Raw genomic sequence first — 24,832 nt, 5'->3', positions numbered from 1 at the left:
CAGGTAGCCCTTCTACTCCTGCACCGGCGCCTGCGCCTGGGGGAAGATCGCGTAGGAACCCACTGGAAGCCAGCGCCCCGGCGCGATTACGTATAGCTCGTACCAGGTATGGGCCTGGACGGTTTGGCGCAGCAGGGTAAGCGTGACTTCACCGATCTGAGTCGTGCCCACCGGCGTAGAGGTGCGGGCTGCATCATGCGGTTCGCCCAGGTACGGGTGGCACCGGCCGACCCGCCGAAAACCGCCCCGTTCACAAGGCTAGCGATCAATCCATACATGTTTCCTCCCGGTTGCATCAACGGCAACGAGACCAGGGTGTTCCGGTCCCCTGCCCGTTGTCTTTTGTGCCGTACTCCCAGTCACCGGAGGCGGGACTAGGGCAACCTCTTCTCAGTTGCAGCTGGTCACGCGGTGATAGCCGGTGTCGCCGCTGTCGTAGCACTGCGTCTGGCAGTCGGCGTGAGCCACACCGGTGCCCAGCGCCAGCGCGCCGATGGCCGCGGCTACCGCAGTAAGAGCCTTGATCATTCCGTCACCTCCTCTCCCAAAAGCACTCACTAATTGGACTCTTCACGGCAATCTCTACGCCTGCAGTTGGTGGGCGATTCATCGGTGACGTCCCGGGCGGATCACTGCCGCGGCGGTTGCGCCGCTAATGGCGGCGCTGAGGATGTGACCGCCAGCGATCTTCATCATGCGAGCGACCCCGATCTCGAGCCGCCGTGGGGCATGCTCTGGTAGAAGCCCTGGCCGAAGTGCCAGGGGCATAGGTCGCGCACGGCGATGCCGACGAACCGGCCCGAGCCGAAGTCGGACAGACCGCTGTGCACATATAGGTCGTTGCTCGCCTCTGCGGGCGTCGACCCGGCGTCTAGCTTGTTGCAGACGTTGATCCCCACAACGAGTTGAGCGCCCGCGCCGCCCTGGTTGTAGAACCCTGCGTTAGTGACGTCTGCCGTGAACTGGCTCGCGGCCACGGCCGCCGCCGCTGCTGCGTCGGTGTCCAGGGTGTCCGCGTGGGCTGACGCGGCCGGGAATGCCGCGCTGCCGATCCCGGCGGCGACGGCGGCGAGGCCGCCGACAATGATCTTTTTCATGGTGGTTCTCATTCGTGTACTGGCAGGACGAATCCCTGCTGTGGTCCGGTCGGGTTTGAATCCTTGGCCGGAGTCGGTCTTGGTGGCCGACACCGTTAGATTCCGGCAAGTGTTTTTAGGAATTTTCAACAGATCTTTGAGGAATCTTTGTGTTTGCCAACGCAGCCTTCGCAGTCAATGTCGACGCAGCTGCCCCAACGTTGCGGTGATCCATCCTTGCCCGACGCTGGTGTCACGCCATCCCCACTGCCCATCAGCCTGCCCGGAAAGTGTTTCGACCAACGTTTCGTCACCAGCACGGAGTCGGCGGCCGCTCTGGAGTACTCGACTGCGAGCACCCACCGGTCCTGATTCGCCTCCCGGACTTAGTACCGCGTCGGAGTGGTTCTTTTCCTTTAGCGCGAGTGAATTTCGAATATGAACTCGTGACTGCCGATGCGAATATGGTCACCATCGACAAGGTCCGCGCTTATGTCGATTCGCTGGCCCTGCACTTCGACACCGTTGGCCGACCGCAGATCCCTAATCATGAAACTGGTTCCGGTGTCGATGATGGCGGCGTGGTGGCGGCTGACGTCGGCATCACTCAAAACGATGTCGTTGTCACGAAGGCGCCCGATCCGGATGTCTGCGGCTTCCAGCGGATAGTGGCGCCCGGCGGTATCGCGCAGCCGAGCGATTACGAACTGGGTGGGAGCCGCCATGCGACGTTTGGAGTGGATTAAGGTTTCCGCTGCAGTGGCTTGGGCCGCTCGTTTGGTGTCCAGGGGCACCTGGCGCAGGATCTTTTCATATAGGGCACTGACGGTGGGATCGGGGTCGATGCCTAGTTCCTCGGCCAGGGTCGTTTGCAGTCGCTGATAGGTGCGCAGAGCATCCGATTGGCGTTTAGTGACGTAGTACGCCGTGATCAGTTGCGCCCATAGCGGTTCATCGTGAGGGTTTTCGGCGGCGAGCTTCTCGAGCTCGCCGACAATGGTGTAGGCGCGTCCACACGCGATTTCGGCTTCCGCGAGGGCGGTATGGGCCCGCAGTTTGTCTCCTGTCAGGGCGGTGGCCCACGGTTCGACGAAGGCAAAGTCGCGCAAGTCCTCGAGGACTGGCCCGCGCCATTCGGCCAGCGCCGCCGACAAGTGGCTGCTGGCTTGTTCGAATCGTCCCGCAGCGGCGGCGTGCACTCCGGCGGACTGTTCGGTGTTGAAACGATCAAGATCACAGGCGGCCTCAGCGACATTGAGTCGATACCCTGGCGGTGCTTTAGCTAGCACCTCGCGCGCGTCGAACCCAGCGTTGCTGAGGAGTCGGCGCAAGTTCGAGACGTAGGATTGGACGGTTACTCGCGCTGCCGGCACTGGTCGTTGATCCCACACGGCGTCAATCAATGACTCGATTGCAACCGGGCGGTTGCGGTTCAGGACGAACATGGCGAGCACCGCCCGCTGTTTCCGGGCGCCCAGGTCCACAGGCGTGCCGTCCACTCTCATCAGCAACGGTCCCAGCACGCCGAACTTGAGACGCGTTCCCCCCATCGTCGCTACCAGCCTTCCAGCTAATCCGGGGGCGTCAGGTCCCCATTATGGCCGCCACCGGCCACGCTTCGGACGGGATCGCCGGATCGGATCCGGGCCGCGGTCTTTAGTTGCGGCAACCGAGTACAGATGAGCGTTGTCGATCGCCAGCCCAGTTTTGGCAACTCAACCAATGGTTTCGGTTTGTCGCACTTGGCGCTGTCACACGGCTTATTGTGTCGCTGAACCGCACTTGCCGTGGAGGTCGAAGTGGACGGGACGCCGTTCGGTCGTTATCGGCTGGTGGAGTTGCTCGGCCGGGGCGGCATGGGGGAAGTCTGGCGCGCCTACGACACCGCGATTGACAGGGTGGTGGCATTGAAGAAGCTGCCAGTGAGTTTCGCGGACGACAAGGTGTTCCGGGAGCGGTTCCGGCGGGAGGCCAGGGCAGCAGCTGGACTTGACGCACCTCATGTGGTCCCGATCCATGATTTCGGCGAGATCGAAGGACGACTGTTTGTGACCATGCGCCTGATCAACGGCCGCGACCTGCAAGAGCTTCTCAACGACGGCCCGCTGCCGCCAACGCGCGCAGTCAAAATCGTTGAGCAGATCGCTTCGGCGTTGCACGCTGCCCACCAGAAAGGATTGGTCCACCGCGATGTGAAACCGTCCAACATCTTGGTTACCGAGGACGACGACGTGTTTGCCTACCTCATCGACTTCGGGATAGCACGAGCTCCGGAAGACAGTGCCCTGACGGGCACTGGAGTACCGATCGGCACTTGGGACTACATGGCCCCGGAGCGTTTCAAGGACGGTACAGCCGATGCCCGCGCGGATGTTTATGCGCTCGCGTGTGTGCTGTACCAGTCGCTTACCCGTCAACTGCCTTTTCCTGGTGAGAGCCTTGATCAGATCGCGGCGGCACATCTGTTCTTGCCACCGCCGAAGCCATCGGAGTTAACCCGCGCCATTTCCAAGCGGATGGACGAAGTCATCGCAAAAGGGATGGCAAAAGATCCAAACCGCCGCTACGGCACCACGAAAGCGCTGGCGAAGGCGGCACGCGCAGCGTTGAGCACACAGTCGGCAGGCGTCCAGCGTGGCCTTGCCATAGAGGAGCTGCAAGAGCGCTTACTGCCGGCCGACATCCGCCCGGTGGTTTCTACACCATCACCCCGGTGGGCCCGGCTTGCCGGCCGACCGCAGGACACTGACCCGGTCGGGCGTGCAGGTTCGGTTACGTCGTCGGCGTTGTCGCCTTCGGTGATGCTTGTGCTTCGATATGCCGTTCGCAGCGACCGCGGTCTGGCATATGCCCAAAACGAAGATTCTGTCTATGCCGGCGCGCGGCTCCTCGCCGTTGCGGACGGGATGGCTACGTCCATCGGCGGCAGCATCGCGTCGCAACTAGTGATTGCGGCCCTGGCTCCACTGGACGATGAACCACCGGGCGACGATATGCTTGCCCAGCTCGAAGCCGCGGTCCGGAGGAGCAACTCGGCCATCGCCGCGCAAGTTGATGTGGAGCCCACGCTCAAGGGAATGGGCACCACGCTGACTGCACTGTTCTTCGTGGGCAATAGAGTTGGGTTGGCGCACATCGGCGGGTCCCGCGCCTATCTGCTCCGTGACGGTGTCCTTACTCGACTGACTCAGGACGAGTTCGTGATGGGACCGGGAGTTTATACGAGCCGACTTACCGCCGCGGAGCGCAAGCGGATGATGCGGCGGCTAACTGGAGATGAGGTGCCGATAACGCTGCAGCAGCTGGAAGTCCGCCCCGGTGACCGCTACCTCCTGTGCACGCCCGGCCTGACTGATTCGGTCAACCAGGGCACTATCCGCGAGGTGCTGCAGATTTCTGACGTTTCCGAAAGCGCCGACCGTCTAATTGAGCTGGCATTACGTGGCGGTGGAACCGACAACGTCACAGTTGTGGTATCCGATGTAGTTCGATACGACTACCGGTCAGGCAAAGAAAACCTGACGAAACCGGCCTGACTGCTTTCCGTGTTACACCAGTCGGTGCCACCATCCGCCGAAGTAATCCCGGTGAACTATACGGTGGACCCACGGCAGCGCCGTTAGCGGTTGGCCAGTTAAACCCTCTGACGTCTCAAAATAGACCACATTTGAGACGTCCGGCATGGGTCGTCACTACAACGCTGACGCCCAGGTGGCGGTGTCTTGAAAGTTGGTCTCAGAAATACCTTTCTCGAATATCGCGTTGAGCCCATTTATGACGCACTCAGCTGCCGGGGCGCCGACGGTGGGTCAGCGGATTGGGTACGTCCGGGTAAGCACCGTCGCCCAGACTCTCGACCAACAGAACGAAGCCCTCGCCGCCGCCGGTGTCACCAAGGTGTTTTCGGACGTGATGTCCGGCGCTCGTGATGATCGCCCGGGTCTGGCCGAGTTGATGGTCTACCTTCGCGAAGGCGACACCGTGGTGGTGTGGAAGTTGGATCGCTTGGGCCGCAACATGCTCCACATCTTGGCGACGGTCAAGGCTCTCACCGACCGGGGTGTCACCCTGGTGTCGGTGTCGGATGGCATCGACTCCAGCACGGCAGCGGGTCGGATGATGATCGGCGTGCTGGGCTCGCTCGCCGAGTATGAGCGGGAGCTGACCAAAGAGCGTACGACCCTGAAGCGGGAGGCGTCCCGGGCCAAAGGCACCCGGTTCGGCAGACCCAAGAAGGTAAAGGACAGAGACCACATCGCTACAGCCAGGCGGATGAGGGCCGATGGACATACCACCAGGGACATAGCCAAGTATCTCGGTGTCAGCCGCGCCACGCTTTACCGGTACCTCGCTGGAGACGATGCGGCCTGACATTGATGTCGGTGGTGTTCGGCGCAGGCGACATATTGGTGCAAGGCAGTGGCGATTACGCAGACGCCGAGGGTGGCGGCGAGGACGGAGGCGGGGCTGCGTCGGTCCACTCCGAGCCGTTCCACCACCGCAATCCGCGTTGGCCATTTTGATACCAGCCTGGCGGCGGCGCACCCGACGTCACCGGACGCGGCGGGTTCGACGGCACCGGCTTCAGGAATGCGGTGATGATCAGGCCGATGATTCCGAGTACCGCGCCGAGCGCGATACCTTCGCCCCATCCTCGGCCCTTCGAGTTCGTCACTAGACCGGCCAACGTGCCGAAGACGGTTCCCCAAATGATTATTGAGATGAGCACCCCCATGGGGAAGCGTAGTGCAGCGCGAGGATTCGTTATGGCGATTCGGCATGCGCCGTCGTCTCGTTTCTTGGAGAACTCGGACTCGGCCTGTGACACTGAGAAATCGGACTCCGCGACCTAGTCCGTTTTCATCCCGGTGTTCAGTCCGCCGCCGATCCCGGATCTTTAGAACTGGAACCGGGTTCGCGAAGTCAAGATGAAGGGTCAGTCCGTCAGACTGATTAGCGCATGCGCGTGGGGTGCCATCCGAAGATGGCGCGGTGAAAACTGGCCCTCTCAGGGGGCGGGGGCTCGACCTCTCCAGGAAGTGCCTGTACGCATCCGAGGAGACGGCTTGGGGGCGGAGCCTGATCCGGGTCGGTGTCGCCGCCTGATTGGTGCGCCGCCGCCGCCACCTGTTCGAGAGCGGTCGTAACGGTAGGTTTGTTGCGGACGATCAGCTTCGTGAACACGTCGACGTACTCCAATGCCGCTCCCATCAGCGCGAAACCAGCGGTAGCTAGGTCGGCAGCCATAGCAGGGGTACCGAAAGGATGAACGGGATCGGCTATCCACACACCTAATTCGTCGTAGTGGTCTTGTTCCATCCCGTTATCAGCACCGGGGGCCAGCTCCGCGATGCTGCCGAGCATAAGCGCAACGGTAGCCGCGTTGCTGTACTGGCGTCCGGCTTGGGGGATGACTTGTAGGATCCCCCTGTGGATGTGGTTACGAAGCTGCTTGCAGACCCAGGCGTAAACCTGTAATCGGACCACGTCACCGAGCAGAGACTCGTCGTACTGGGGCCGAAGATGCTTGGCAATGAATGCTCGTGAGTCTAGCGAGTCTCTTACATCTTCCATGTCGATTGTGGGGTCGAGGAGCGTGCGGTAGAGCCGCCCGTAGATGTCGAATGCTGCTGACAGATAGAGTAATTCACGGTCGAACGCCTCCGCAGCAGCTTCAACGACGTCGGCTTTCCGTTCGCCGAGAGGGTTGGACAGGGCTGCGAGCATGTGGTCAAGAGCCCGGGCCCCACGCGCTAGCCGGACATGTACAGACTCGAGCGCTTGTGCAACTGACCGGACCCCATGGATTGGTCCATGTTGGGTGAGAGTCGTTCATCGGTGGGTACAGCTGGCAGCGTAGCGAGCCGGGGGTTGGTAGCCGAGGGCGGAGTGGCGCCGGTGGTGGTTGTATTCGTGTTTCCAGTCGCTGATGACCACGCGGGCATGCGCCAGTGACCAGAAGCTGTTGATGTTGAGGCATTCGTTGCGGATCCGGGAGTGGAAGGATTCGACGTAGCCGTTGCGCCATGGTTCGCCGGGTGGGATGAAGTACAGGCCGATGTGGTTTGCGGCCCAGTTAGCCATTGCCGCGCAGGCGAATTCGGGTCCGTTGTCGCAGCGCAGGACTGCCGGATAGGTGCCTCGGTGGGCGGCGATCCGTTCGAGCTCGCAGATCAGGTCTTCGCCGGTGATGTTGCGTTCGACCATGTCGCCGAGGCATTCGCGGGTGTGTTCGTCGATGATCGACACGGTCTTGATTGGGCGCCCGTCGGTGGTGACGTCGAACTGGAAATCGGCGGCCCACACCTGATCGGGCGCATCTGCGCTGACTTGCGGGGCCGTTGAGGTGCCGTGGCGTTTGCGGCGTCGCCGCTGCGGCACCCGCAGCCCCTCCTCGCGCCACAGGCGTTGGAATTTCTTGTGATTGACCGGCCAGCCTTCGTCGCGCGCATCGTGGTAGGCGGGCCGAAAGCCCCGGCGCGGATGCTCCTTGGCCCAAGCGCGCACCCAGGCCCGCAACGCGGCATCCGGATCAGCCGGCGTGGTCGACGCTGGTTCGTGTCGTTGGGTGGAGCGGTGTTGCCCGGCCACGCGGCAGGCGAAGCGCTCACTGACTCCCAGCACGTGCTGGAGATGGTCAACGGCCGCCCGCCGGCGTTCCGGGCCTAGAAGTTTCCCTTGGCGATCTCCTTGAGTGCGGCCTTCTCCAATTCGGCGTCGGCCAGCAGCCGTTTGAGGGTGGTGTTCTCGCGTTCGAGGTCCTTGAGCCGCTTGGCGTCCTCAGCCTTGAGCCCGCCGAATTGATTGCGCCAGCGGTGATACGTGGCCTCGGAGACACCCAGGTCGCGGCACACCGCCGCGGTGTCCTTGCCCTCGGCCAACAGCCGATCGGCCGTCATCAGCTTGCGCACAATCTGCTCGGGAGTGTGCCGCTTTCTTGTCGCCATGATCTTGTCGAGCCTTCCTGCCCAAAACCTGGGCTGCCAGACTCTCACACACCGTGGACCAACCAACCGGGGTCAGGCCACAACCTTGGGACCGCCCTCTGCAGCGCCAATGTGTTGCACCGAGACATCAAAGTAGGGCATCGCGCTCGCGACACCCCAGAGGTAGGAATTCACGATGGTTTTGGTCGACTCTGTCGTCGTCAGAATCCCGCCGCCGACCATTTGGCTTACCTCAATGCCGACGATCGGGTTGGATGTCACCCGGAGTTAGTGACCGATGAGCGCCACCGCGTCGTCAGGAGTGACGCTGGCGACCACATCATTGTCGGCGACGTCGGACCTCCCAACGGTCGGCGCGTTGGTCACGATCGCATCGATGCCGAGCGCAGCGGCAGCGGCCGCGTAAGCGGCGGCGTGGTGCCGCTGTTCCATTCTGATCGGATCTCTAGCAGCGGGTGCGGTTTGCGCATCGAGCTGCTGGTAGACGTCGAAGAAGTGCGCTCGGGTGTTTGACGTCTCGCGCTCAGTCTCTGTCCTGATCCAGAAGTACCGGGTGTCCAGTTCCTTAGCCGCGTCCTCGAGCGTGGTGAAGCCGATCTGGCGTACCAACGGCTCGCGCAGCACGTCTGTCCAGGCGGTGGGGACCTCCTCACCGACCGGAACCATGAGCTGAACGTCTATCTCTTCACGTCCGAAGAACCTGGCCAGGTGTCCCTCGGGTGGGCTCGGCACCGTAGTGGTGTCGATCCCCAGCCGTAGCGTCCTGGTCTCGGGGCGGAGCGGAAACAGCGGCGGATGTTTCTCTGTCTCGTCCACCGGCGGTCGAACGTAGCGCATGAATCTATAGTTCGGCTGGCCGCTGGGGATTGCGATCGACATAAGGCGATGCTCCCACAGGGTGATGACACCGGAAGTGTCCCGAAGCCAGGCTGCGATTTCCGTCGTTGAGCTCTTACACACCAAGTGTCGCCCCGTCTGCCTAGGCTGTTTGGCATGACGGATCAACCTAGATTCCTCGGCAAGATTCAATCGGTCGCTGTGCGGGATCTCAGCGTCGCTGAGGATATTTCGTTTCCCATCACAACAAGCGGAACCCAGTCGGTTGGGCTTCGTTCGACCATCCAGGGCTTCAACGACGAGCGGACTGAGATGACAATCTTCGTCCACAAGGCGGGCGAGACGGTCACGGTTGAAGTGGACCCCGACCAACAGTTCGATCGGGTCTGACCCTTTACTCCACCCCCTTGGGCGGCTCGGATGACGAGCGCATCAGTTGTCGCGCAGAGTATCCAGTACTTCGCGGGACCACATCGACGCGACACTGCAGGGACATACCGGGGCGACGCCACCGTGACAGTGGCCGGTGCTCCCTGAGCGCTGATGGTCACCGGCGGAGGTGCGTGCCATCCTGCTTTATGTGTCAAAGATCCTTGTCTGTTCCTATAAATACCTCTGTGATGACCGGTAGCTCGCGCACAGCCAGCCACGTATTGCGGGACAGTTCGTCAAGCGAAGCACTCTCGGGGTGCCTGTTGTTGATGAGATAGCCGCGAACCAACGCACCTGTATCCTGGTCGATCCCTAGGTAATTCATCTTCCACGGTTGCTCGTCACCGAGCGTGATACGCCCGATTGGTTCGACCTTTCCCAGATCTATGTCGCTCATGGGGGCAACAGGCAGGGTGAGCGCGATGCGACTGCCTCGGCGATGGATCGTGAGTTCGGTCGTGCCGTGCGTGGTGATGACCTCATCATCGCTCATGGTGGTGCAGTCTCCTTTTGATCGCAGAGCGGTGCATCGGGTTCGAGTGCAGACGACGTTGAAGGGCCCGCCGCTACCATTCCGGCTCAAAGCGCACGAACGGTCACCGTGTAACTACATTCACCCGGGTTCTCGCGGTAAGTAATTTGCTTGATCTGCTTGTCGTTCCGGTAGAGCCAGACTGCCGCGAGATCACCTAGATGTTCGATCGAGGACCGGTGAGACTTGTTCTCCAGGACATCCGCGATGCCCCCGACGATGTTGGCCGCATCTCCAGCCGGCACCCGGGTCGTCGGCCAGCAGGAACCGCAAGGGTGTACGCGGCAGCAGTTCCTCGTAAACGGCGCGGATCTGGTGCGGCAACGGGTCTACCGCGCTTGTCGACACCGCGACCATCGGGTCGTGCAGCCCGGCCATCCGGATGCGCAGCGCCTCAGCCGCCAACAGGAACTCCACCGAGTCCGCGTCAAACCGCCACCGGCTTTCTGGTGGCTGCACCGCCAGGCGGGCCTCGTCGGTCCGGTACAGCAACCGCTGGCCCAAGCCCCCGTCTACGCCTTGGAATGTCACCGTGACTGCATCCGGCCCGTGGGAAGCCACCGCGAGCACCGTCACCGGCTCCGGCAGCAGACCGGCCACCCGAACGCCCGGCTTCAGCTCCTCCAGACGGGCCGGAACTGCCGACTCTGCTGGATCAGTCATTGACTCCACTCAGTGTGTGCAGGACCATAATTGGAGGATACGAGGGAGGTGTGACGGCATTCGGTCATTGCGCCCACTGACAGCCTGCTCGACACCTTCCAGGGGCTGGTGCGGAACCATTCACGGTCAACTACGACGTAATGAAGACGACGGCCTAGGGGGTGATTGGTGGCGCAACCAGACGAGTCTCGGCGACTCGATCTCGTATACGCACTCTCGTGGAATCACGGTGTGCTTTTCGCTGAGCGTGACGTCGCGCAGCGCGTGGCTCAAATATTGCGCGCCGTAGAAGGGTCCACGACCTGGGGCGAGTTCCATGCGGCGATGCCTGCAGAAGACTGGGACCACGTCGTCGAGCTGTGGGAGAACTGGCATGGAGACGACGACATGCCTCCGGACGACGCCCCTTTCAGCCCTGACGATGTGATGTGGGGTAACGGCGGGGATTACGAAATCAGCCCATGGCTGCCGTTGGTGGAAAGGCAGTGGTTCCCGCAGGACCTGATCGACGAATACGGTGGTGAGGTCGAGTGGGCTAACGGGAATTACGACCAGCTTTACTTGCCCGGCGTATTCGCCGACGACATCGCCGAGGAGCTACGCGCACGCGGCCACCAAGTGGAGAAGACCATCAACGGCGACCTGAATTACTGGTTGAAGTGGCGTGGTGACACTCTGTCAGAGGATGAACAGGCACCCAAATCGGGCACGCCAGAACAGCCGTTAATCGTGATCATTCCTGAAGCTAATTCCAAGGATGAGATCGAGCCCGACGCCCGCCATGTGTTCGAGAGTCATCTACGGAAGACCAGAGCAGAGAGATTAATCGAGTCGTGGCAGCCGCCACCGGGAGATACCACCTGGGGTCCCTACTTCCAGGCCCTGTTTCCGCCCAGGCGCGTAACCGCATTCATCGACTTCAAGCGGAAAACCAGCGGGCTTAACATCGCCCGAAGGCTGTGGGATCAGCGTGAGGACATGCGCCGAGAGTATGAGGCGCTTCACGGCACGGACCATGCCCAGTGGCCGACCCAGCATCCTGGGGTCGTCCTCGACGCGGTCCCTGAGATTGCGCGTCCTGCCTGTCTCGGCTGTCAATGGCTTCACCCCAGGGGTGTCTCGATGGGTGATGTGGACTGGCGAGTCCAAGCCGCCGAAATCGCTCTGCGCCACCAGGACTCCAACGGTGCCTACATCGGCGACAGACGGAATTGACGTCGAAGCGGGTGGCCTGCTCACCGACTTAACATCGACAGCTCCCACCTGACTTAGTCGATCGCCGTCACGACGGCCTGATCGTCTGAGTCCAGCCCTTCGGCGCGGATCGCTTCGCGTTCGATGTCATCCATGCCGGGTTAGACGCAGGACAGAATCGCTCAGTTCCATTGCTGGACAAACGATCACCTCAGTCAGCTTTCAAGACCACCGGAAACGGACTGCGGTTATCGGGGAGGTCTCCGGAGAAGCACGGTGAATCTGCTTTGAGCCCGAATTTTTCGTGGATTGTTGTGAGTGTCGGGGTGTAGATAAGCGAAAGTGCCTGTCCTGCAAGGGATAATTGGACTTCTTTACGGTTCAAAGGTCCTGACGGGAAGGCACTTCGCAGGTGAAGAATATCGCGGTGGCATCGCGGGTGAAAGTTTCCGCCGACGGCCATGGTGTCGTGTCGCATGTCGGGATGGCCATGGTGCGTGAGCTCGCCGAGCTGACCGGGTCGTCGGCGCAGGTCACCGCCGCGTTGGCAGACACCTACCGCGGCCCGTGGGTGTACGCGCCCGGGGATGTCTTCGCTGATCTGGCTGTCGTGGTCGCCGACGGGGCGGACTGCATCGACGCAGTCGGACAACTGTGCGGCGACCGTGAGCATGTCCTGGGTGCGAAAGCCTCGACGACCACGATGTGGCGGCTGGTTGATGAGCGGATCGACGCCGCGCACCTACCCGGGGTGCGTGCCGCCCGGGCTGCGGCCCGAGCGGCAGCCTGGGCCGCCGGAGCCGCTCCGGCACCGGGTGGCTGGTTGCACATCGACATCGACGCTACCCTGGTCATCGACCACTCCGATAACAAGGAGAAGGCGGGGGCTACCTGGAAGAAGACCTTCGGTCTTCATCCGCTGCTGGCGTTTCTGGACCGGCCGCAGATTCAACTACCGGCACTGGCGACACCCGCCAAAGTCGCCAAGTACCTCCACACCACGACCGCTTCGCTCACGCAGGATCGTTACCGGGGGACTAGGCCGAGGTTCATCAAGCGCGGCAGCCGCGTACTTACCGGTGGTCTGACGTCTTGGAATGGTTAGAGCGCAACACATTTCAACGCACCGACGATCCGAAACCTTGGCGATGAGCGACACCGCTGACCGCCTTGCCCAGGCCCTCCGCGACCTCATTAACGAAGCGGTGCAGGAAGCCGTCGACCGGACCCGCCCGACACCGCCGCCTGCACGAGTGGTTGAACGTCCCAGGGTGCCAGAGGAAGATTTCGAAGTGTGCCCCTGGTGCAGCAAAAAGCACATGCGGCACCTCATGCCGGTCACCGAGGCCCGGCAGCAACTCGGCGGCATCAGCCGCACCACGTTCTACGCATTGGTCCCAGAAGGCGAACTGTCGCTACTCAAGATCGGCAGCCGCTCGTTCGTCCAGGCGGAAGATCTCGACGATTTCATCAGGAGAAAGCGATATGACCGCTCCGGTTGAACGCAAGCTGCCCGGCCAACCCGTCGCCCGCGAGGAGCTTGTGCGCGACTACGACGACTGGAAGAGAGCGAACCTCCTTGACGGCCCAGGGCGGGCTGCCATCTTCGACCTGCTTGTCCCGAAGCCCGACGAGACGTATCAGTGGCGCGTCGAACTGGACTGCGGCTGCATCCGCGATGCCGTGACGCTTGGGGACGACGTCGCCAGCCTCCTGGCGAAATCCGACACCTACCACTTCAGCATGCAGAAGCCCTCGGAGAGGGAGATCGCTGAAGCGACCGAGCAGATGAACGAGGAGATCAGAGAAGATCTCAAAGCGAAACGGGACGGCGATAAGCCACCGATCAGGCCCCACCGGCCCAGCGTCCGTGGTAAGGACAAGCTCCCACCCGGGCAGTGGTTGTGCCAGTACAACAGCGAGTGCCGAAGGTATCGCTCGCACGGGGGCCCCGTGCGGGACATCGTCGAGTGGGCCAGGCGTCGAGACGACCTCCACACCATCAAGCCGTTAGAGATCGATGGCAAGGTGATCCGACCCGCGAAGGAGTACGCGCTCTGGGACGTCGTGCTGGGCTGCGGCCATTTCCACCAGGAGCGCACCGAACCCGATTGGAAGCCCGATGACGGTATCGGCCACAACAAGCCGTCCAAGAAGTGGCGGGGCCTGGAGGAGATGCTTGAGATGGTCGCCCACGGCGACCCCGACGAGGAGGAGTACTGGCGGCGCGTCTACGCGGAGAACCATCCCGAGCCTGTGCCCTTTACGCGGTGTCATACCTGCGCATGTCTTCGTTCGGTGGTGGCCTACCAGCGTGTCGGCTGGGTTGCGCCCAAGCCGAAGCCGATCAAGCCGGTGAAGCCAAAGCCGCCACGCCGCGAGACCTTGCAGCGACGCCTACAAAAGCTGGAATCCGAAGCTGCGCAACTACGGGAACAGCTGAAGAATCTCCCCCGCGAAGCGGACCCTGGGTCCGAGTGACTCCTCTTGACGCCGTCAAGGCCCGACACCGAAACCGCAGGTAACAAGCCGGACTGTTAGGGGACGAGGCGTAACGAACCGGCAGGTTGAACAGTATTTCCGCAGGTAGAAGCAGGGGTTCGAATCCCCTTAGCTCCACAGGGTTTGAGCATGTGGGGGCATTGGCGGTAAAACACACGCTATGGCTCGCCCGTAGGACATCGGATCGCGTCAATTAAGGCGGTCCGCGACCATGCCAAGTCGTCGGTGAACAAGTCGGCGTACATGGTCGAGCGTGATGGATGCTTTCGCATGGCCGAGTATCCGGTTGCACCGCAACTACGTTGGACCCGCGCTCAACGCCAAACTGGCAACCGTGTGCCGAAGATCGTGCGGTGTGATCAACGCTTTTGGCCCTGCTGCACGAGGCCGCGGGAACTGAGTGACTGAACGCGACAGCTTTCCCCGGCGGCGGAGCATGTAAGGCCCTGGCAACGTAGGGTCGGTGTCCTGCTCGCCGATTCTCAAGTCGTCAAGTCACGCCCACGAACGCAGCCGTCACGGCTGGAGCCGCGGCGAGCGCCGGCATCGCGTCCACCCGGAGCAATTCCAACCAGCTGACCGGTGCTGACGAAGATGAATGAACCGCGCGAGCCGGCCCACCCCTGCTGAACGCAATTAACAGAAAACCGTCCGTCTGGGCATGAACGGCGATAACATTTCGATGGGTGTATTAGCTAAAGACCCGTGGCAATTCACCCCGGAGAGAAAGGCACGAGTGATGAAAGCACAGACCCGCAAGAGGACGCTCAGGGCTGCCGTAGTGGCCGCGGTGCTGACCGCTGGATTGCTAACATCGGGATGTACGATGCCAACCCCCGGCGGCCCAGTCGCAGCAATGGGAGGGGTCGGCTTCAGCATCGGCTCGCACCACTAGTAGTGGGAGCCGTGAGCTTCGGAATCGGCTCGTAAGGCGTCGCGGCGCCGCTGCACACCATCTTCTAAACCGCGGCCACCGCGCGGTGCGCTCGATTCGCAGACAAGGATCCGGTGGTCTTTCCACTACCCGGGCCTACTCCCGCGAGGCAATCCGCCGCCATAGCGGCATTAATGGCCCCACCGGGTGTTCAAAGGCGAGGGCCGGGGTGTGGGTACACCGGCGCGGCGAGCAACCGCGCGATGGCACGGTAACTCAGCAACTTGCGCCCTGAAAGGGTCCTAACCTGGTGCGAGCGCGGTCACGCCGAGGATTTGAGGCCGTTTACGGAGCGGACAATCAATGCGCATGGAATACGTGTCGCTCTATATTAGCGGGCACTTCGGAGAACTGTACCCATAGATGCTGCTTAATCGCAGGTATGTGAGCTATCGTCACTGTTATGAAGCTACTAAGTGCACCGCCTAGTAAACCCATAAGCAGCGCAATTAATAATTTATGTTGGGGCACTAATTCCCATATATGCAGAATTGGCGCCGCCAACGCTTCATAGAGTCCAATTAAAGTAGCAAAAGAGACAATTGGAACCTTGGCTAACAATAGTCGTCGTCGCTCTGTAGTAATTAATTGGATCCCGCATGCCGGCATGCCCTTTATGGCTAGCATGTAAATGAAGCCAGTGACGATGATACTACCCGCGGCAGAGACAAATCCGAAGGCCATTAGATTCGGCACCAGGGAGAGCGCCAATGCCCCACTAATGCACTGCTGTATCCAAAAGATGACCGCTAACAATAAACCTCCCCATAGCGCGATAATTAGAGGAGGAGCCACCCGCGTAATTACTGCGCTATCAAGATGCGCATGTATTCTCCGAAACGCAATATAGTTCAACAATAGACAAACGGTCAATGTCCCGATAAACCCGATCGACATTCCGTACGCACCGGTAAACGCCATATTCTCGGCAAATGTTACGAAGTTCGCGCCGACGGCCTCAGATAAAGCACTTGAGTCGACGCTTCGCCCGCTTTCGAAACATAACGGCACCAAAGGAACCGTAACTCCTTCTAATAAAGCAAAAATCCAGACCAAGTGCCAGGAAAAGTTAACATTAATTCTCAGGTACCGCTTGTGCATCAATTTCCTAGCCCCTCAAAAGCTTGTAATTTCGCTTTTAGGTCCGGAGTTACTCATAGCCGTCGAACACGGCGGGGATTGTTTCTCCGACGAGTTCACCTCAACCGACTCGAAAGTGACGAGCGTAACCGTTTCCGACAACATTGAGTAAGTTTAAGCCGAGAATCGGTTTGAGTCTCGGTGGCATGCAACGAGTGAACACAAAATTTTCTTCGGGCGCGGGCACGACCTGGTCGACAGGTTCTGGGGCAAGGTGGTGTGGCGCAACGGCGCAAGGTCGGTGCCGATACCGTGCAAGTGCTGACGCGGCCCCTGCCGGTCTTGGCGCGACTGGCGCTTCATACACCGGAAGGCGAGACGTTGGTTATCCTCAGCCGCAGACCCGCAGTCACGGTCACCGGCGAACCGGAGAAGCTGCTGCTATTGTTCGTCGGCTGCGACGCTCGGGCCAGCTTCAATGCACCGACGACGCCAGCCAAGCCTTCCGCGGGCGCGACGAGGTGTGTGAGCTGAGCACGCGTCCGTGCATACGGTCGACACGGGGTACTAGGCTCTCACCGTCGATGCCCTGAGTAGGGTTTTGAAGGAGGTAACCACCCCTATCGGTTCGATCGCTACCTCCCGAGTACCAAGCGCAACACGATTGTTGGGTCGTACACCTCGATCAGCTTCCCGTTCGCCGCGTAACCCAGTGCGCCGCCACCCAGACGACCGCGCAGGGTGACATCGCGCCGCGCGTTAGGGGCCCTCAGCTCGGCTTGCCGGCGGCCACAAACTGCAGCGCGCGCTGGGTCTGCTGCTCCACATCGACGAGGCCCGCCGACCTAAACAGTTCGACGAAGGCATGCCGGTCGAAGAGCCGCAGCCCGATCATCCGGGCACCCGCCGTCATGGCGTATCGGACCGGAGCCGGTTGGCGGGCATAGCTGGTGAGAATGGCGATCCGTCCACCCGGCCGCAGCACCCGCACCATCTCGCGGGCGACCCCGAACGGATCCGGCATCAAGTAGAGCGCCCCGAAACAGCAAACGGCGTCGAACGTTTCGTCCGCGAAGGGCAACTCCCTGGCGTCGCCACGCACATAGCAGATTCCCGGTCCGCTGTTGTCGGCCACGGCTCGAGACAGCATCGGCTCGGAAATATCGAAGCCGACGGCGAGGCCTCCCGGCGGTATTTGCCGCGCCAGCGGACCGGTGAAGTTGCCAGGACCGCACGCCACATCAAGCAATCGATTGGCTTGTGACAAGCGCAAAGCCGTCGCTGCGCGCCGCTGTTCGGCGCTGGTCGTGACGCCGCTGGCAACGAAGAACGCGGCCGGACGCCACAACCGCTCATAGACGGTGGCCACGAAGGGGCTGTTCATCGCCCGCTGAGCAAACGTCGGCACCGGCGACTCGGTTGATTCACCCAATACGTCGAGATATCCGTGCCGCACCGACGCGGTCCTTTCGAGGAGGCCGCGAGTCAGCTCAAGCGGGTCATCATCGCTGCTGTGCATTGGTGGAGTCTGACGTGCCGTTGCCTCGACGCCTACACCGGGCCGGTGCATCCTTGCCGCAGCCGCAGACGACGCCATAGCCTTGGGCAAGTTGGACCCCGGCCGAAAACCTGCGACCCGGCGAGGATGACCAGGGGGTGACGGTCATGGCAATGCGGTCGCGGCCCTGCGTGGCCCGCACGTCGGGGGCGCCGCGGTGACCGAACTGACCAGCCTGCGCGCCGACGAGCTCGCAACCATGGACATCTTCGCCGGATGTCCTGCCCAGGACCTGATGCCGTTGGCCGCCAGCCTGCAGCCCCTGCAAGCGCCCGCCGGTCAGGTGCTGATGCGCCAAGGTGAGCAGGCCGTCTCGTTCCTGCTGATCTCGTCGGGCACTGCCGAGGTCAAGCACATTGGCGACGACGACGTCGTAATCGTCGAGCACGTGTCCGACGGCATGATCGTCGGGGAAATCGCGCTGCTACGCGATATCCCGCGCACGGCGACCGTCACCACCACCACACCGTTGACGGGCTGGATCGGCGATAGCGACGCTTTCGCCCGGATGGTGCATGTCCCCGGCATCATGCAGCGGCTTATCCGCACCGCTCGCCAGCGGCTGGCCGCTTTCGTCGCGCCCATCCCGATCCGCCTTCGCGACGGAACCGAACTGCTGCTTCGCCCGGTGCTGCCCGGCGACATCGAGAAGACCGCGCAGGGACACGTCGAGTTCTCCCACGAGACGCTGTACCGCCGGTTCATGTCGCCACGAATTCCTAGCCCGGCCCTGATGGACTATCTGTTCGAGGTCGACTATGTCGACCACTTCGTCTGGGTGGTGACCGACGCCGACGGCTATCCCGTGGCTGACGCACGATTTGTTCGCGACGAACACGACCCGACGCTCGCCGAGATCGCGTTTATCGTCGCCGATCCCTACCAGGGCCGCGGACTCGGTACCTTCTTGATTGGTGCCTTGACAGTGGCAGCTCGCGTAGCTGGAGTCGAAAAGTTCTGTGGCCGAATGCTTTCCGATAACCTGCCGATGCGCGCGATCATGGATCGTTACGGCGCGCGCTGGGAGCGTGACGATGTAGGAGTGGTCACCACGGTGATCGACGTGCCGCCGCTGCGCGACCTGCCGTTCGGGCGGGACATGGCCGACCAGATCAAACGGGTTGCCCTGCAAGTGATTCAAGCCGTCGGCTGACTCGCCGAAAGCATCGGCTGGCGGCGTGTCGGCGCGTCTGATCCGGGCTGTCCCGTGGTATCAACGGACATGCGGCTCGCGATGGCTGCGGTTGTGGTCATGCTGATGGCGGCATGCGCTCACACGGCCGGCTCTGGCCGACTTGCCTCGGTTGGGTCTTCACCGACCGGCATCATGCGCGTCAACCCGGCCAATATCAAAAGGGTTGCCCGTGAGCTGCCCGGGGGATATGAGGTGACCGGCCTCGCCGCTGCAGCGGTCCCGGCATCAGTCTGGGGTCTGGGAACCGACTTCACGGCACACCCAGCTCAGTGCGCTAGCCTGGCCGACCCCGTCCACGGCCGCAACGAAACAGGACAAGGCTTGTCAGGTTCAGGTTCCGGCGGCATTGTCTACGCCGCAGTCGCGTCGGCGCCGGCGAACGTCGATGCCGCGGTCATTACCCAGTGCCGGCAGTGGACCATGGCTACGCAACATGCCTCGGCCGCAGTGCACCTCGTCGAGCCGCCACACATCGACGGCATCCAAACCGTCGGGATGGCAAGCGAGACAACCACCTCGGTCGAAGGCGGCACGCAAATCGCTTCTCAAGCCCAGACATTCGCCGCGTATCTGGGCGACTATTACGCGTACACCATATTGATCACCGATCCGGGTTCGGTCCATTCGCCGTTGCCGCCACAATTCGTCGCCGACTTATTGGTCAAAACGGTGTCCGCGTTACGCGGCTGATCGTCGCTCCTTTGGTAGCTTCACCATGGTGGTCAGGGCGGTGCTCGCGGTTGTATGTGTGTTTTGGCTCGCCGCGTGCGCACCGGCTGAATCGGCCGGTTCCGCGTCCGCGGACATCGCGAAAGTCGCCGATGTTAAGTCAAGTTTTGGGCCTGAGTTTCAGGTGACCAGCATCGCGCCGACGGGCATCGATCCGAAGTTGTTGGCGGGGCAGAAGTTGCCGGACGGCCTGAAGTTCGAGCCGCCGGAGTGCGCGAAGGTCGCGGCTGCGCCGGCAGTACCGCCCGGCCTGCAGGGCAACATGGCCGCCGTTTCAGCCGAGGGCGACGGCAACCGCTTCATCGCCCTCGCGGTCGAAACCTCCCAGCCGGTGCGGGTCAACGATCCGGGAGCGGGCTGCCAGAAGGTGGGTTTCGCCGGCGGCGCGCTGCGTGGCGTCATCGAGGTGGTCGACGCCCCACACATCGCGGGCACAAGCACCCTCGGCGTGCACCGGATTGTGCAGACGGTCGTCGACGGGAAACCCAGAACGGGCGAGGTCTATGACTACTCCGCTCATTTCGGCAACTGCCAGGTGATCGTCACAGCCAATCCGCTGGTGATGCCAGACAAGCCGGTAGTTCCCGTCAACACGCAGCGCGCCCGCGATCTGCTCGTCAAGGCTGTCGCCGCGGTCCGGGGCTGACTCAGCGCACGTCGCGCGGCCGAAATTGAATGCTGACTCGCGGACCGGTGGGAGCGGACGTCTTGGGAACCGAATGTTCCCACGTGCGTTGACACGATCCGCCCATCACCAGCAGATCCCCATGCCCCTGCGGTAGCCGCAACGATGCACCGCCGCCGCGCGGCCGCAACGCGAAGGTACGGGTGGCGCCCAGGCTGACGATCGCCACCATGGTGTCCTCGCTGCTGCTGCGTCCGATCGTGTCGCCGTGCCAGGCGACGCTGTCGGTGCCGTCGCGGTAAAGGCACAGTCCCGCCGTGGTGAACGGCTCGCCGAGTTCCCCGGCGTAGATGTCGTTGAGTCGCCGGCGTAGCAGCGCCAGCTGCGGATGCGGTGGCACCTCGACGGTCAGGTCGTGAAAGCTCACCAGGCGTGGTACGTCGACGACGCGGTCGTACATGTGGCGGCGCTCGGCGCGCCAGGGCACCGTCGACAGCAGTGCGTCGAACAGCTCGTCAGCGTCGGTCAGCCAGCCCGAGCGGATGTCGAGCCACGCGCCGTCACCGAGGTAGCGGCGTTGGTCGAGCTCGAAGAGCGAGCCCTGAACCGCGATCGCCATGGCCGCCAGTCTATCGCACGCCCGTTCGAAGACGTCGGCTCGGCGCGTCTGCGGCGGCCGGGGGCGGCGGGCATTACCTTGCTATATGTGAGTGTCGCCGAACTGGGCACCAATTCCGAGGTGGGACGGCTGCGGGTGGCCATCCTGCATCGGCCCGGGGCGGAGTTGCGGCGGCTCACCCCTCGCAACAACGACCAGCTGCTGTTCGACGGGCTGCCGTGGGTGGCGCGCGCTCAGGAGGAGCACGACGCGTTCGCTGAGTTGCTGCGCTCCCGCGGTGTGGAAGTGCTGCTGCTGTCCGATCTCTTGACCGAGGCGCTGAACAGTGGGGCGGCCCGGATGCAGGGCATCGCCGCCGCCGTCAACGACCGGCGGCTGGGATTTCCACTGGCACAAGAGCTGTCGGCCTATCTGCGTGGCCTGGATCCGGCCAGCTTGGCGCATGTGCTGATGGCCGGCATGACGTTCACCGAGCTTCCATCGGACACGCGCACCGACGTGTCGCTGGTGCGCCGCATGCACCACGCGGCCGACTTCGTCATCGAGCCGCTGCCGAATCTGGTGTTCACCCGCGATTCGTCGATCTGGATCGGGCCTCGAGTAATCATCCCTTCGCTGGCCCTGCCGGCCCGGGTTCGCGAGGCATCGTTGACGGACCTGATCTATGCCCATCACCCGCGATTCACCGGCGTGCGGCGCGCATACGAATCGCACACCGCGCCCGTGGAAGGCGGCGACGTGCTGTTGCTGGCACCGGGCGTCGTCGCAGTCGGGGTCGGTGAGCGCACCACACCTGCCGGCGCAGAAGCCTTGGCGCGCAGTCTGTTCGACGACGATCTGGCGAACACCGTACTCGCCGTGCCGATCGAGCAGAAACGCGCCCAGATGCACCTCGACACGGTGTGCACCATGGTCGACACCGACGCGGTGGTGATGTACGCGAATGTGGTGGATACCTTGTCGGCGTTCACACTTCAGCGCACCGCCGATGGCGTCAAGATCAGCGACGAGACGCCGTTCGTCGAGGCCGCCGCCAATGCGATGGGCATCGACAAGTTACGCGTCATCGATACCGGATTAGATCCCGTTATCGCCGAACGCGAACAGTGGGACGACGGCAACAACACACTTGCGTTGGCGCCCGGCGTCGTCGTCGCCTATGAGCGCAATATGCGAACCAACGCCCGCCTGCAGGACGCTGGTATCGAAGTGCTGACCATCGCCGCCTCTGAGCTGGGTACCGGCCGCGGCGGACCGCGGTGTATGTCGTGTCCCGCCGCCCGCGACCTGCTGTAGTCGTCGAGATTGCGTGTAGGGCTGCGAGTCACGCCATTTCACGACCCTGTGCGCAATTTCACGGGCCAGCCGCGGCGGCCGAATGCCTCCGACACCCGATGAAGGATGAATCGACGGCTGTGTTCGGCCACCACCCGAATGTCGATCCAGCCCTGACGCTCTATTAGTTCGGCACGTCCGATGTCGTGCACGTATCGCACCCGGTCGGTGCTGTGGTGCTGACCGTCGTAGTCAAGGCCGACCATCGGCTCGTCGTAACCCATGTCGATGAATGCCTCATTGATTCCGTCGGTTACCCGTATCTGCGTTCGCGGCGCCGCTAGGCCGGCGTCGATGAGCAGGAGTCGCAACCACGTCTCTTTTGGTGACTGCGCACCTGCATCCATCAGGGTCAGCGCGGCTGCCGATCGTCGCAGTCCGCGCGCCCTCGGATACCGTTCGGCCAATAAAAGGGCATCACATGCGTTTACGTCGGTCGCGCGGGCCAACGCGTCGAGGTGACACACGGCGACATCGCGCGGCAGATGCCGGGCGAGGTCCAAAGCGGTCCTCGCGGGACTTGTCAGCGCCATCCCGTCAACGACGGCGATCTCGTCCGCCTCGATCCGCTCGTTGCGCACAATAATTCCTGAGGGCGGGCGGCCACTGCGCCAGATCATTTCGATGGGCGTGTCCGCGTCAACCCACAGCGCGCCGTGTAACGCGGCCGCAGCGCGGCCGGCGATCACGCCGTTACGGCCTGACCACAGCCACGCGCCGACGGTACTGCGCCACAGCGACGGAGCAGTTCGCTTACGCGCATAGACGTCCGGAAACAGCGGTGTGTAGTTCCAGCGCAGCTGCCCTCGGGTGAGCGCACCGCGGGCGAGCATCTCCGAACCGATAACCACATCAGACATGCCGTGATACTGACTGGGATGTTCAGCCGCGCGTTGAGATTGCGTGCAGGGTTGTGGATAACCGTGGATCGACAGCCCTCAGTGCAATCTCGCGGCGAAACGCGGCGAAACGCGGCGAAAGGCGGCGAAAGACGGCAAGCCAACAGCTATCGCCAGCTGGGCAGCCAGATCTCCATGTTCCAGGTGGCCTGTGAGATCGGCTGACCGGTGAGCACCGGAAACAACCACGCGAAGTTGGTCAGCACCAGCGCGAGATAACAGGACACCACGATCAGCCCGAGGGTGCGTCGTTCCTGGTTCTGCCCCGGCTGATACAAGATGTCGCCGAGAATAAGCGCGATCGCCATCACCAAAAACGGGGCCATAGTGGCCGCATAGAAGAAGTACATCTGCCGATCGATGTCGGCGAACCACGGCAACCAGCCGGCGCAGTAGCCAACCAGGACCACGGCGTAGCGCCAGTCGCGGCGCACGAGCATCCGCCACGCCGCATAGCCGAGGACTGGCACCGAAAGCCACCACATGGCCGGGGTGCCGACCAGCATCACCGCTTTGACGCACGATTGCGCGCCGCAACCAGGAACGTTCTGCTGGTCGATCGCGTACAACACCGGGCGCAGCGACATCGGCCAGGCCCACGGCTTGGATTCCCATGGGTGGTAGTTGCCCGCCGAATTCGTCAGTCCCGCATGGAATTTATACGCATTATAGGTGTAATGCCACAGCGAGCGAAGGGCGTCGGGCATCGGGAAGGATGCCTGCGGGCCGATCGACTGGCCCACCTCGTGGCGATCGATCGCGGTCTCCGAGGCGAACCACGGCGCATAGGTGGCCAGATACACACCGAACGGGATCAGCAGCAGCGCATAGATCGTCGGCCCGAGGTCACGGCGTAACACCCCCAGCCACGGTCGAGGCACCCGGTAGGCATGGCGGGCGGCGACATCGAACGCCAGCGACATCACACCGAAGAACAAGACGAAGTACAGCCCCGACCACTTTGTCGCGCAAGCCAATCCGAGCAGCACGCCGGCACCGAACCGCCACCAGCGCACCCCAAGCCTTGGGCCCCAGGCTGTTTCGGTGCTGCGTCCCTCCAGAAGCACAATGTGCATGCGTTCACGGACCTCGTCGCGGTCGACGATCAGCGCGCCGAACGCCGCCACCACGAAGAAGGTGAGAAAGCCGTCGAGCAACGCTGTCCGTGACGAAACGAAGCTCACCCCGTCGCCGATGATCAGCAGTCCGGCGATACCGCCGACCAATGTCGATCGGCTGATCCGTCGAACGATCCGCGCCACCAGCGCGACAACGATGACGCCGAGCAGCGCGCCGGTGAAGCGCCAGCCCACCCCGTTGTAGCCGAAGATCGCCTCGCCGACCGCGATCAGCTGCTTGCCCACGGGTGGGTGAACGACCAGACCGAAGCCCGGGTTGTCCTCTACACCGTGGTTGTGCAGCATTTGCCAGGCCTGCGGCGCGTAATGCTTCTCGTCGAAAACCGGCGTGCCCGCGTCAGTCGGCGAACCCAGGTTCACAAACCGGGTCACTGCCGCCAATGCGGTGATCACCGCGGTCATCACCCAGCCCTGCATGCGGTCGAGCGGGCCAAAGTCGGGGACCGGCACCAGCGGCGCAGGGCTGATGACAGGTGCCGCCCGCTCGGCGACGGTGACAGGGCTCTCGCTGGGTGGGGCGGATGTCATCAACCACG

25 protein-coding genes and 2 pseudogenes are annotated in these 24,832 nt (G+C 62.6%); 11 read left to right on the top strand and 16 right to left on the bottom strand.

Annotated features, from left to right (window positions below):
• Window positions 1-12: 12 nt before the first annotated feature.
• The 4 genes from G6N15_RS03700 to G6N15_RS03685 form a co-directional block, all read right to left on the bottom strand.
• The gene (locus tag G6N15_RS03700) at window positions 13-171 is read right to left on the bottom strand and encodes a hypothetical protein (RefSeq protein ID WP_163747928.1); all 159 of its coding nucleotides are present in this window, start codon (window positions 169-171) and stop codon (window positions 13-15) included.
• Between the two features lie 219 nt (window positions 172-390).
• Window positions 391-528 (bottom strand): hypothetical protein, encoded by a 138-nt coding sequence (locus G6N15_RS03695; RefSeq protein ID WP_163747926.1) that lies wholly within the window; start codon window positions 526-528, stop codon window positions 391-393.
• Window positions 529-692: 164 nt separating this feature from the next.
• A complete protein-coding gene (locus G6N15_RS03690) occupies window positions 693-1,097 on the bottom strand; it encodes a DUF732 domain-containing protein (RefSeq protein ID WP_163747924.1) in 405 nt (134 codons plus the stop codon).
• Between the two features lie 395 nt (window positions 1,098-1,492).
• Entirely contained in the window at window positions 1,493-2,626 is a 1,134-nt protein-coding gene (locus G6N15_RS03685) for a BTAD domain-containing putative transcriptional regulator (protein ID WP_083087240.1), read from the bottom strand.
• 249 nt (window positions 2,627-2,875) lie between these two features.
• On the opposite strand from G6N15_RS03685, the gene G6N15_RS23065 reads away from it, so the two are divergent.
• Both G6N15_RS23065 and G6N15_RS03670 read left to right on the top strand, forming a co-directional pair.
• Complete coding sequence (locus G6N15_RS23065) at window positions 2,876-4,612, top strand: protein kinase domain-containing protein (RefSeq protein WP_232070406.1); 1,737 nt, start codon at window positions 2,876-2,878, stop codon at window positions 4,610-4,612.
• A gap of 238 nt (window positions 4,613-4,850) precedes the next feature.
• Entirely contained in the window at window positions 4,851-5,447 is a 597-nt protein-coding gene (locus G6N15_RS03670) for a recombinase family protein (RefSeq protein ID WP_083087241.1), read from the top strand.
• A 55-nt stretch (window positions 5,448-5,502) separates the two neighbouring features.
• Here the strand turns inward: G6N15_RS03670 and G6N15_RS03665 are convergent, their stop codons facing one another.
• The 5 genes from G6N15_RS03665 to G6N15_RS03645 all read right to left on the bottom strand — a co-directional run bounded on the left by G6N15_RS03665 (window position 5,503) and on the right by G6N15_RS03645 (window position 8,902).
• On the bottom strand, window positions 5,503-5,904 hold the full coding sequence (locus tag G6N15_RS03665; protein WP_139797793.1) for a DUF2510 domain-containing protein: 402 nt from the start codon (window positions 5,902-5,904) through the stop codon (window positions 5,503-5,505).
• A 125-nt stretch (window positions 5,905-6,029) separates the two neighbouring features.
• Window positions 6,030-6,803: a hypothetical protein gene (locus G6N15_RS03660; RefSeq protein WP_083087243.1), complete on the bottom strand. Its 774-nt coding sequence runs from the start codon at window positions 6,801-6,803 to the stop codon at window positions 6,030-6,032.
• Between the two features lie 105 nt (window positions 6,804-6,908).
• Window positions 6,909-8,023 (bottom strand): IS3 family transposase gene (locus tag G6N15_RS03655; protein ID WP_163747923.1). Its coding sequence is split into 2 segments (ribosomal slippage): window positions 6,909-7,756 and window positions 7,756-8,023, totalling 1,116 coding nucleotides; the frame shifts between segments, so codons are not numbered across the junction.
• Between the two features lie 72 nt (window positions 8,024-8,095).
• A complete protein-coding gene (locus G6N15_RS03650; RefSeq protein ID WP_083088555.1) occupies window positions 8,096-8,284 on the bottom strand; it encodes a hypothetical protein in 189 nt (62 codons plus the stop codon).
• A 6-nt stretch (window positions 8,285-8,290) separates the two neighbouring features.
• Entirely contained in the window at window positions 8,291-8,902 is a 612-nt protein-coding gene (locus tag G6N15_RS03645) for a hypothetical protein (protein WP_083088554.1), read from the bottom strand.
• 114 nt (window positions 8,903-9,016) lie between these two features.
• On the opposite strand from G6N15_RS03645, the gene G6N15_RS03640 reads away from it, so the two are divergent.
• Entirely contained in the window at window positions 9,017-9,250 is a 234-nt protein-coding gene (locus G6N15_RS03640; protein WP_083088553.1) for a hypothetical protein, read from the top strand.
• Between the two features lie 193 nt (window positions 9,251-9,443).
• On the opposite strand, the gene G6N15_RS03635 is transcribed toward G6N15_RS03640, so the two are convergent.
• Window positions 9,444-9,785 (bottom strand): hypothetical protein, encoded by a 342-nt coding sequence (locus tag G6N15_RS03635; RefSeq protein ID WP_083088552.1) that lies wholly within the window; start codon window positions 9,783-9,785, stop codon window positions 9,444-9,446.
• 276 nt (window positions 9,786-10,061) lie between these two features.
• Window positions 10,062-10,487, bottom strand: a pseudogene (locus tag G6N15_RS03630) (helicase-related protein); the annotation flags it as partial.
• A 231-nt stretch (window positions 10,488-10,718) separates the two neighbouring features.
• On the opposite strand from G6N15_RS03630, the gene G6N15_RS22835 reads away from it, so the two are divergent.
• The 4 genes and pseudogenes from G6N15_RS22835 to G6N15_RS03610 all read left to right on the top strand — a co-directional run bounded on the left by G6N15_RS22835 (window position 10,719) and on the right by G6N15_RS03610 (window position 14,162).
• Window positions 10,719-11,702 (top strand): hypothetical protein, encoded by a 984-nt coding sequence (locus G6N15_RS22835; RefSeq protein WP_179961778.1) that lies wholly within the window; start codon window positions 10,719-10,721, stop codon window positions 11,700-11,702.
• A 391-nt stretch (window positions 11,703-12,093) separates the two neighbouring features.
• Window positions 12,094-12,630 (top strand): annotated as a pseudogene (locus G6N15_RS03620) (transposase); the annotation flags it as partial.
• Window positions 12,631-12,829: 199 nt separating this feature from the next.
• Complete coding sequence (locus G6N15_RS03615; protein ID WP_083088551.1) at window positions 12,830-13,183, top strand: helix-turn-helix domain-containing protein; 354 nt, start codon at window positions 12,830-12,832, stop codon at window positions 13,181-13,183.
• A complete protein-coding gene (locus tag G6N15_RS03610) occupies window positions 13,167-14,162 on the top strand; it encodes a hypothetical protein (protein WP_083088550.1) in 996 nt (331 codons plus the stop codon). Before G6N15_RS03615 ends, G6N15_RS03610 begins: the two co-directional genes overlap by 17 nt.
• Window positions 14,163-15,417: 1,255 nt before the next feature.
• Here the strand turns inward: G6N15_RS03610 and G6N15_RS03605 are convergent.
• The gene (locus tag G6N15_RS03605; protein ID WP_139797893.1) at window positions 15,418-16,218 is read right to left on the bottom strand and encodes a hypothetical protein; all 801 of its coding nucleotides are present in this window, start codon (window positions 16,216-16,218) and stop codon (window positions 15,418-15,420) included.
• Window positions 16,219-16,966: 748 nt separating this feature from the next.
• Window positions 16,967-17,716 (bottom strand): class I SAM-dependent methyltransferase, encoded by a 750-nt coding sequence (locus G6N15_RS03595; protein ID WP_083088548.1) that lies wholly within the window; start codon window positions 17,714-17,716, stop codon window positions 16,967-16,969.
• Between the two features lie 238 nt (window positions 17,717-17,954).
• On the opposite strand from G6N15_RS03595, the gene G6N15_RS03590 reads away from it, so the two are divergent.
• The 3 genes from G6N15_RS03590 to G6N15_RS03580 all read left to right on the top strand — a co-directional run bounded on the left by G6N15_RS03590 (window position 17,955) and on the right by G6N15_RS03580 (window position 20,325).
• Complete coding sequence (locus G6N15_RS03590; protein ID WP_083088559.1) at window positions 17,955-18,908, top strand: GNAT family N-acetyltransferase; 954 nt, start codon at window positions 17,955-17,957, stop codon at window positions 18,906-18,908.
• A 174-nt stretch (window positions 18,909-19,082) separates the two neighbouring features.
• Window positions 19,083-19,640: a DUF5642 family protein gene (locus G6N15_RS03585; RefSeq protein ID WP_232070341.1), complete on the top strand. Its 558-nt coding sequence runs from the start codon at window positions 19,083-19,085 to the stop codon at window positions 19,638-19,640.
• Window positions 19,641-19,668: 28 nt separating this feature from the next.
• Window positions 19,669-20,325, top strand: a complete 657-nt coding sequence (locus G6N15_RS03580; protein WP_083088558.1) for a DUF5642 family protein — start codon at window positions 19,669-19,671, stop codon at window positions 20,323-20,325.
• Window position 20,326: 1 nt separating this feature from the next.
• Here G6N15_RS03580 and G6N15_RS03575 read toward each other — a convergent pair whose 3' ends face one another.
• A complete protein-coding gene (locus tag G6N15_RS03575; RefSeq protein WP_083088546.1) occupies window positions 20,327-20,923 on the bottom strand; it encodes an alpha-ketoglutarate-dependent dioxygenase AlkB in 597 nt (198 codons plus the stop codon).
• An 87-nt stretch (window positions 20,924-21,010) separates the two neighbouring features.
• Here G6N15_RS03575 and arcA point away from each other — a divergent pair, with 87 nt between their 5' ends.
• Window positions 21,011-22,219 (top strand): arginine deiminase, encoded by a 1,209-nt coding sequence (gene arcA / locus G6N15_RS03570; RefSeq protein ID WP_083088545.1) that lies wholly within the window; start codon window positions 21,011-21,013, stop codon window positions 22,217-22,219.
• Between the two features lie 38 nt (window positions 22,220-22,257).
• On the opposite strand, the gene G6N15_RS03565 is transcribed toward arcA, so the two are convergent.
• Window positions 22,258-23,118, bottom strand: a complete 861-nt coding sequence (locus G6N15_RS03565) for a hypothetical protein (protein WP_083088544.1) — start codon at window positions 23,116-23,118, stop codon at window positions 22,258-22,260.
• A gap of 146 nt (window positions 23,119-23,264) precedes the next feature.
• Window positions 23,265-24,824: a dolichyl-phosphate-mannose--protein mannosyltransferase gene (locus tag G6N15_RS03560; protein WP_163747922.1), complete on the bottom strand. Its 1,560-nt coding sequence runs from the start codon at window positions 24,822-24,824 to the stop codon at window positions 23,265-23,267.
• Between the last annotated feature and the right edge of the window lie 8 nt (window positions 24,825-24,832).

The organism is Mycobacterium noviomagense, from assembly GCF_010731635.1.
In the GTDB taxonomy this organism is placed as follows: Bacteria; Actinomycetota; Actinomycetes; order Mycobacteriales; family Mycobacteriaceae; genus Mycobacterium; species Mycobacterium noviomagense.
The sequence above is the reverse complement of the archived record's forward strand: the minus strand, read 5'-3'. Positions and strand labels throughout refer to the sequence as shown.

Bases quoted from the DNA above. Each gene is read 5' to 3' on its own strand.
- G6N15_RS03695 (WP_163747926.1), bottom strand. From the start codon at position 528: ATGATCAAGGCTCTTACTGCGGTAGCCGCGGCCATCGGCGCGCTGGCG.
- G6N15_RS03690 (WP_163747924.1), bottom strand. From the start codon at position 1,097: ATGAAAAAGATCATTGTCGGCGGCCTCGCCGCCGTCGCCGCCGGGATC.
- G6N15_RS03685 (WP_083087240.1), bottom strand. From the start codon at position 2,626: ATGGGGGGAACGCGTCTCAAGTTCGGCGTGCTGGGACCGTTGCTGATG.
- G6N15_RS03670 (WP_083087241.1), top strand. From the start codon at position 4,851: ATGACGCACTCAGCTGCCGGGGCGCCGACGGTGGGTCAGCGGATTGGG.
- G6N15_RS03660 (WP_083087243.1), bottom strand. From the start codon at position 6,803: ATGCTCGCAGCCCTGTCCAACCCTCTCGGCGAACGGAAAGCCGACGTC.
- G6N15_RS03645 (WP_083088554.1), bottom strand. From the start codon at position 8,902: ATGTCGATCGCAATCCCCAGCGGCCAGCCGAACTATAGATTCATGCGC.
- G6N15_RS03640 (WP_083088553.1), top strand. From the start codon at position 9,017: ATGACGGATCAACCTAGATTCCTCGGCAAGATTCAATCGGTCGCTGTG.
- G6N15_RS03635 (WP_083088552.1), bottom strand. From the start codon at position 9,785: ATGAGCGATGATGAGGTCATCACCACGCACGGCACGACCGAACTCACG.
- G6N15_RS03615 (WP_083088551.1), top strand. From the start codon at position 12,830: ATGAGCGACACCGCTGACCGCCTTGCCCAGGCCCTCCGCGACCTCATT.
- G6N15_RS03610 (WP_083088550.1), top strand. From the start codon at position 13,167: ATGACCGCTCCGGTTGAACGCAAGCTGCCCGGCCAACCCGTCGCCCGC.
- G6N15_RS03605 (WP_139797893.1), bottom strand. From the start codon at position 16,218: ATGCACAAGCGGTACCTGAGAATTAATGTTAACTTTTCCTGGCACTTG.
- G6N15_RS03595 (WP_083088548.1), bottom strand. From the start codon at position 17,716: ATGCACAGCAGCGATGATGACCCGCTTGAGCTGACTCGCGGCCTCCTC.
- G6N15_RS03590 (WP_083088559.1), top strand. From the start codon at position 17,955: ATGGACATCTTCGCCGGATGTCCTGCCCAGGACCTGATGCCGTTGGCC.
- G6N15_RS03585 (WP_232070341.1), top strand. From the start codon at position 19,083: ATGCGCGTCAACCCGGCCAATATCAAAAGGGTTGCCCGTGAGCTGCCC.
- G6N15_RS03575 (WP_083088546.1), bottom strand. From the start codon at position 20,923: ATGGCGATCGCGGTTCAGGGCTCGCTCTTCGAGCTCGACCAACGCCGC.
- G6N15_RS03565 (WP_083088544.1), bottom strand. From the start codon at position 23,118: ATGTCTGATGTGGTTATCGGTTCGGAGATGCTCGCCCGCGGTGCGCTC.
- G6N15_RS03560 (WP_163747922.1), bottom strand. From the start codon at position 24,824: ATGACATCCGCCCCACCCAGCGAGAGCCCTGTCACCGTCGCCGAGCGG.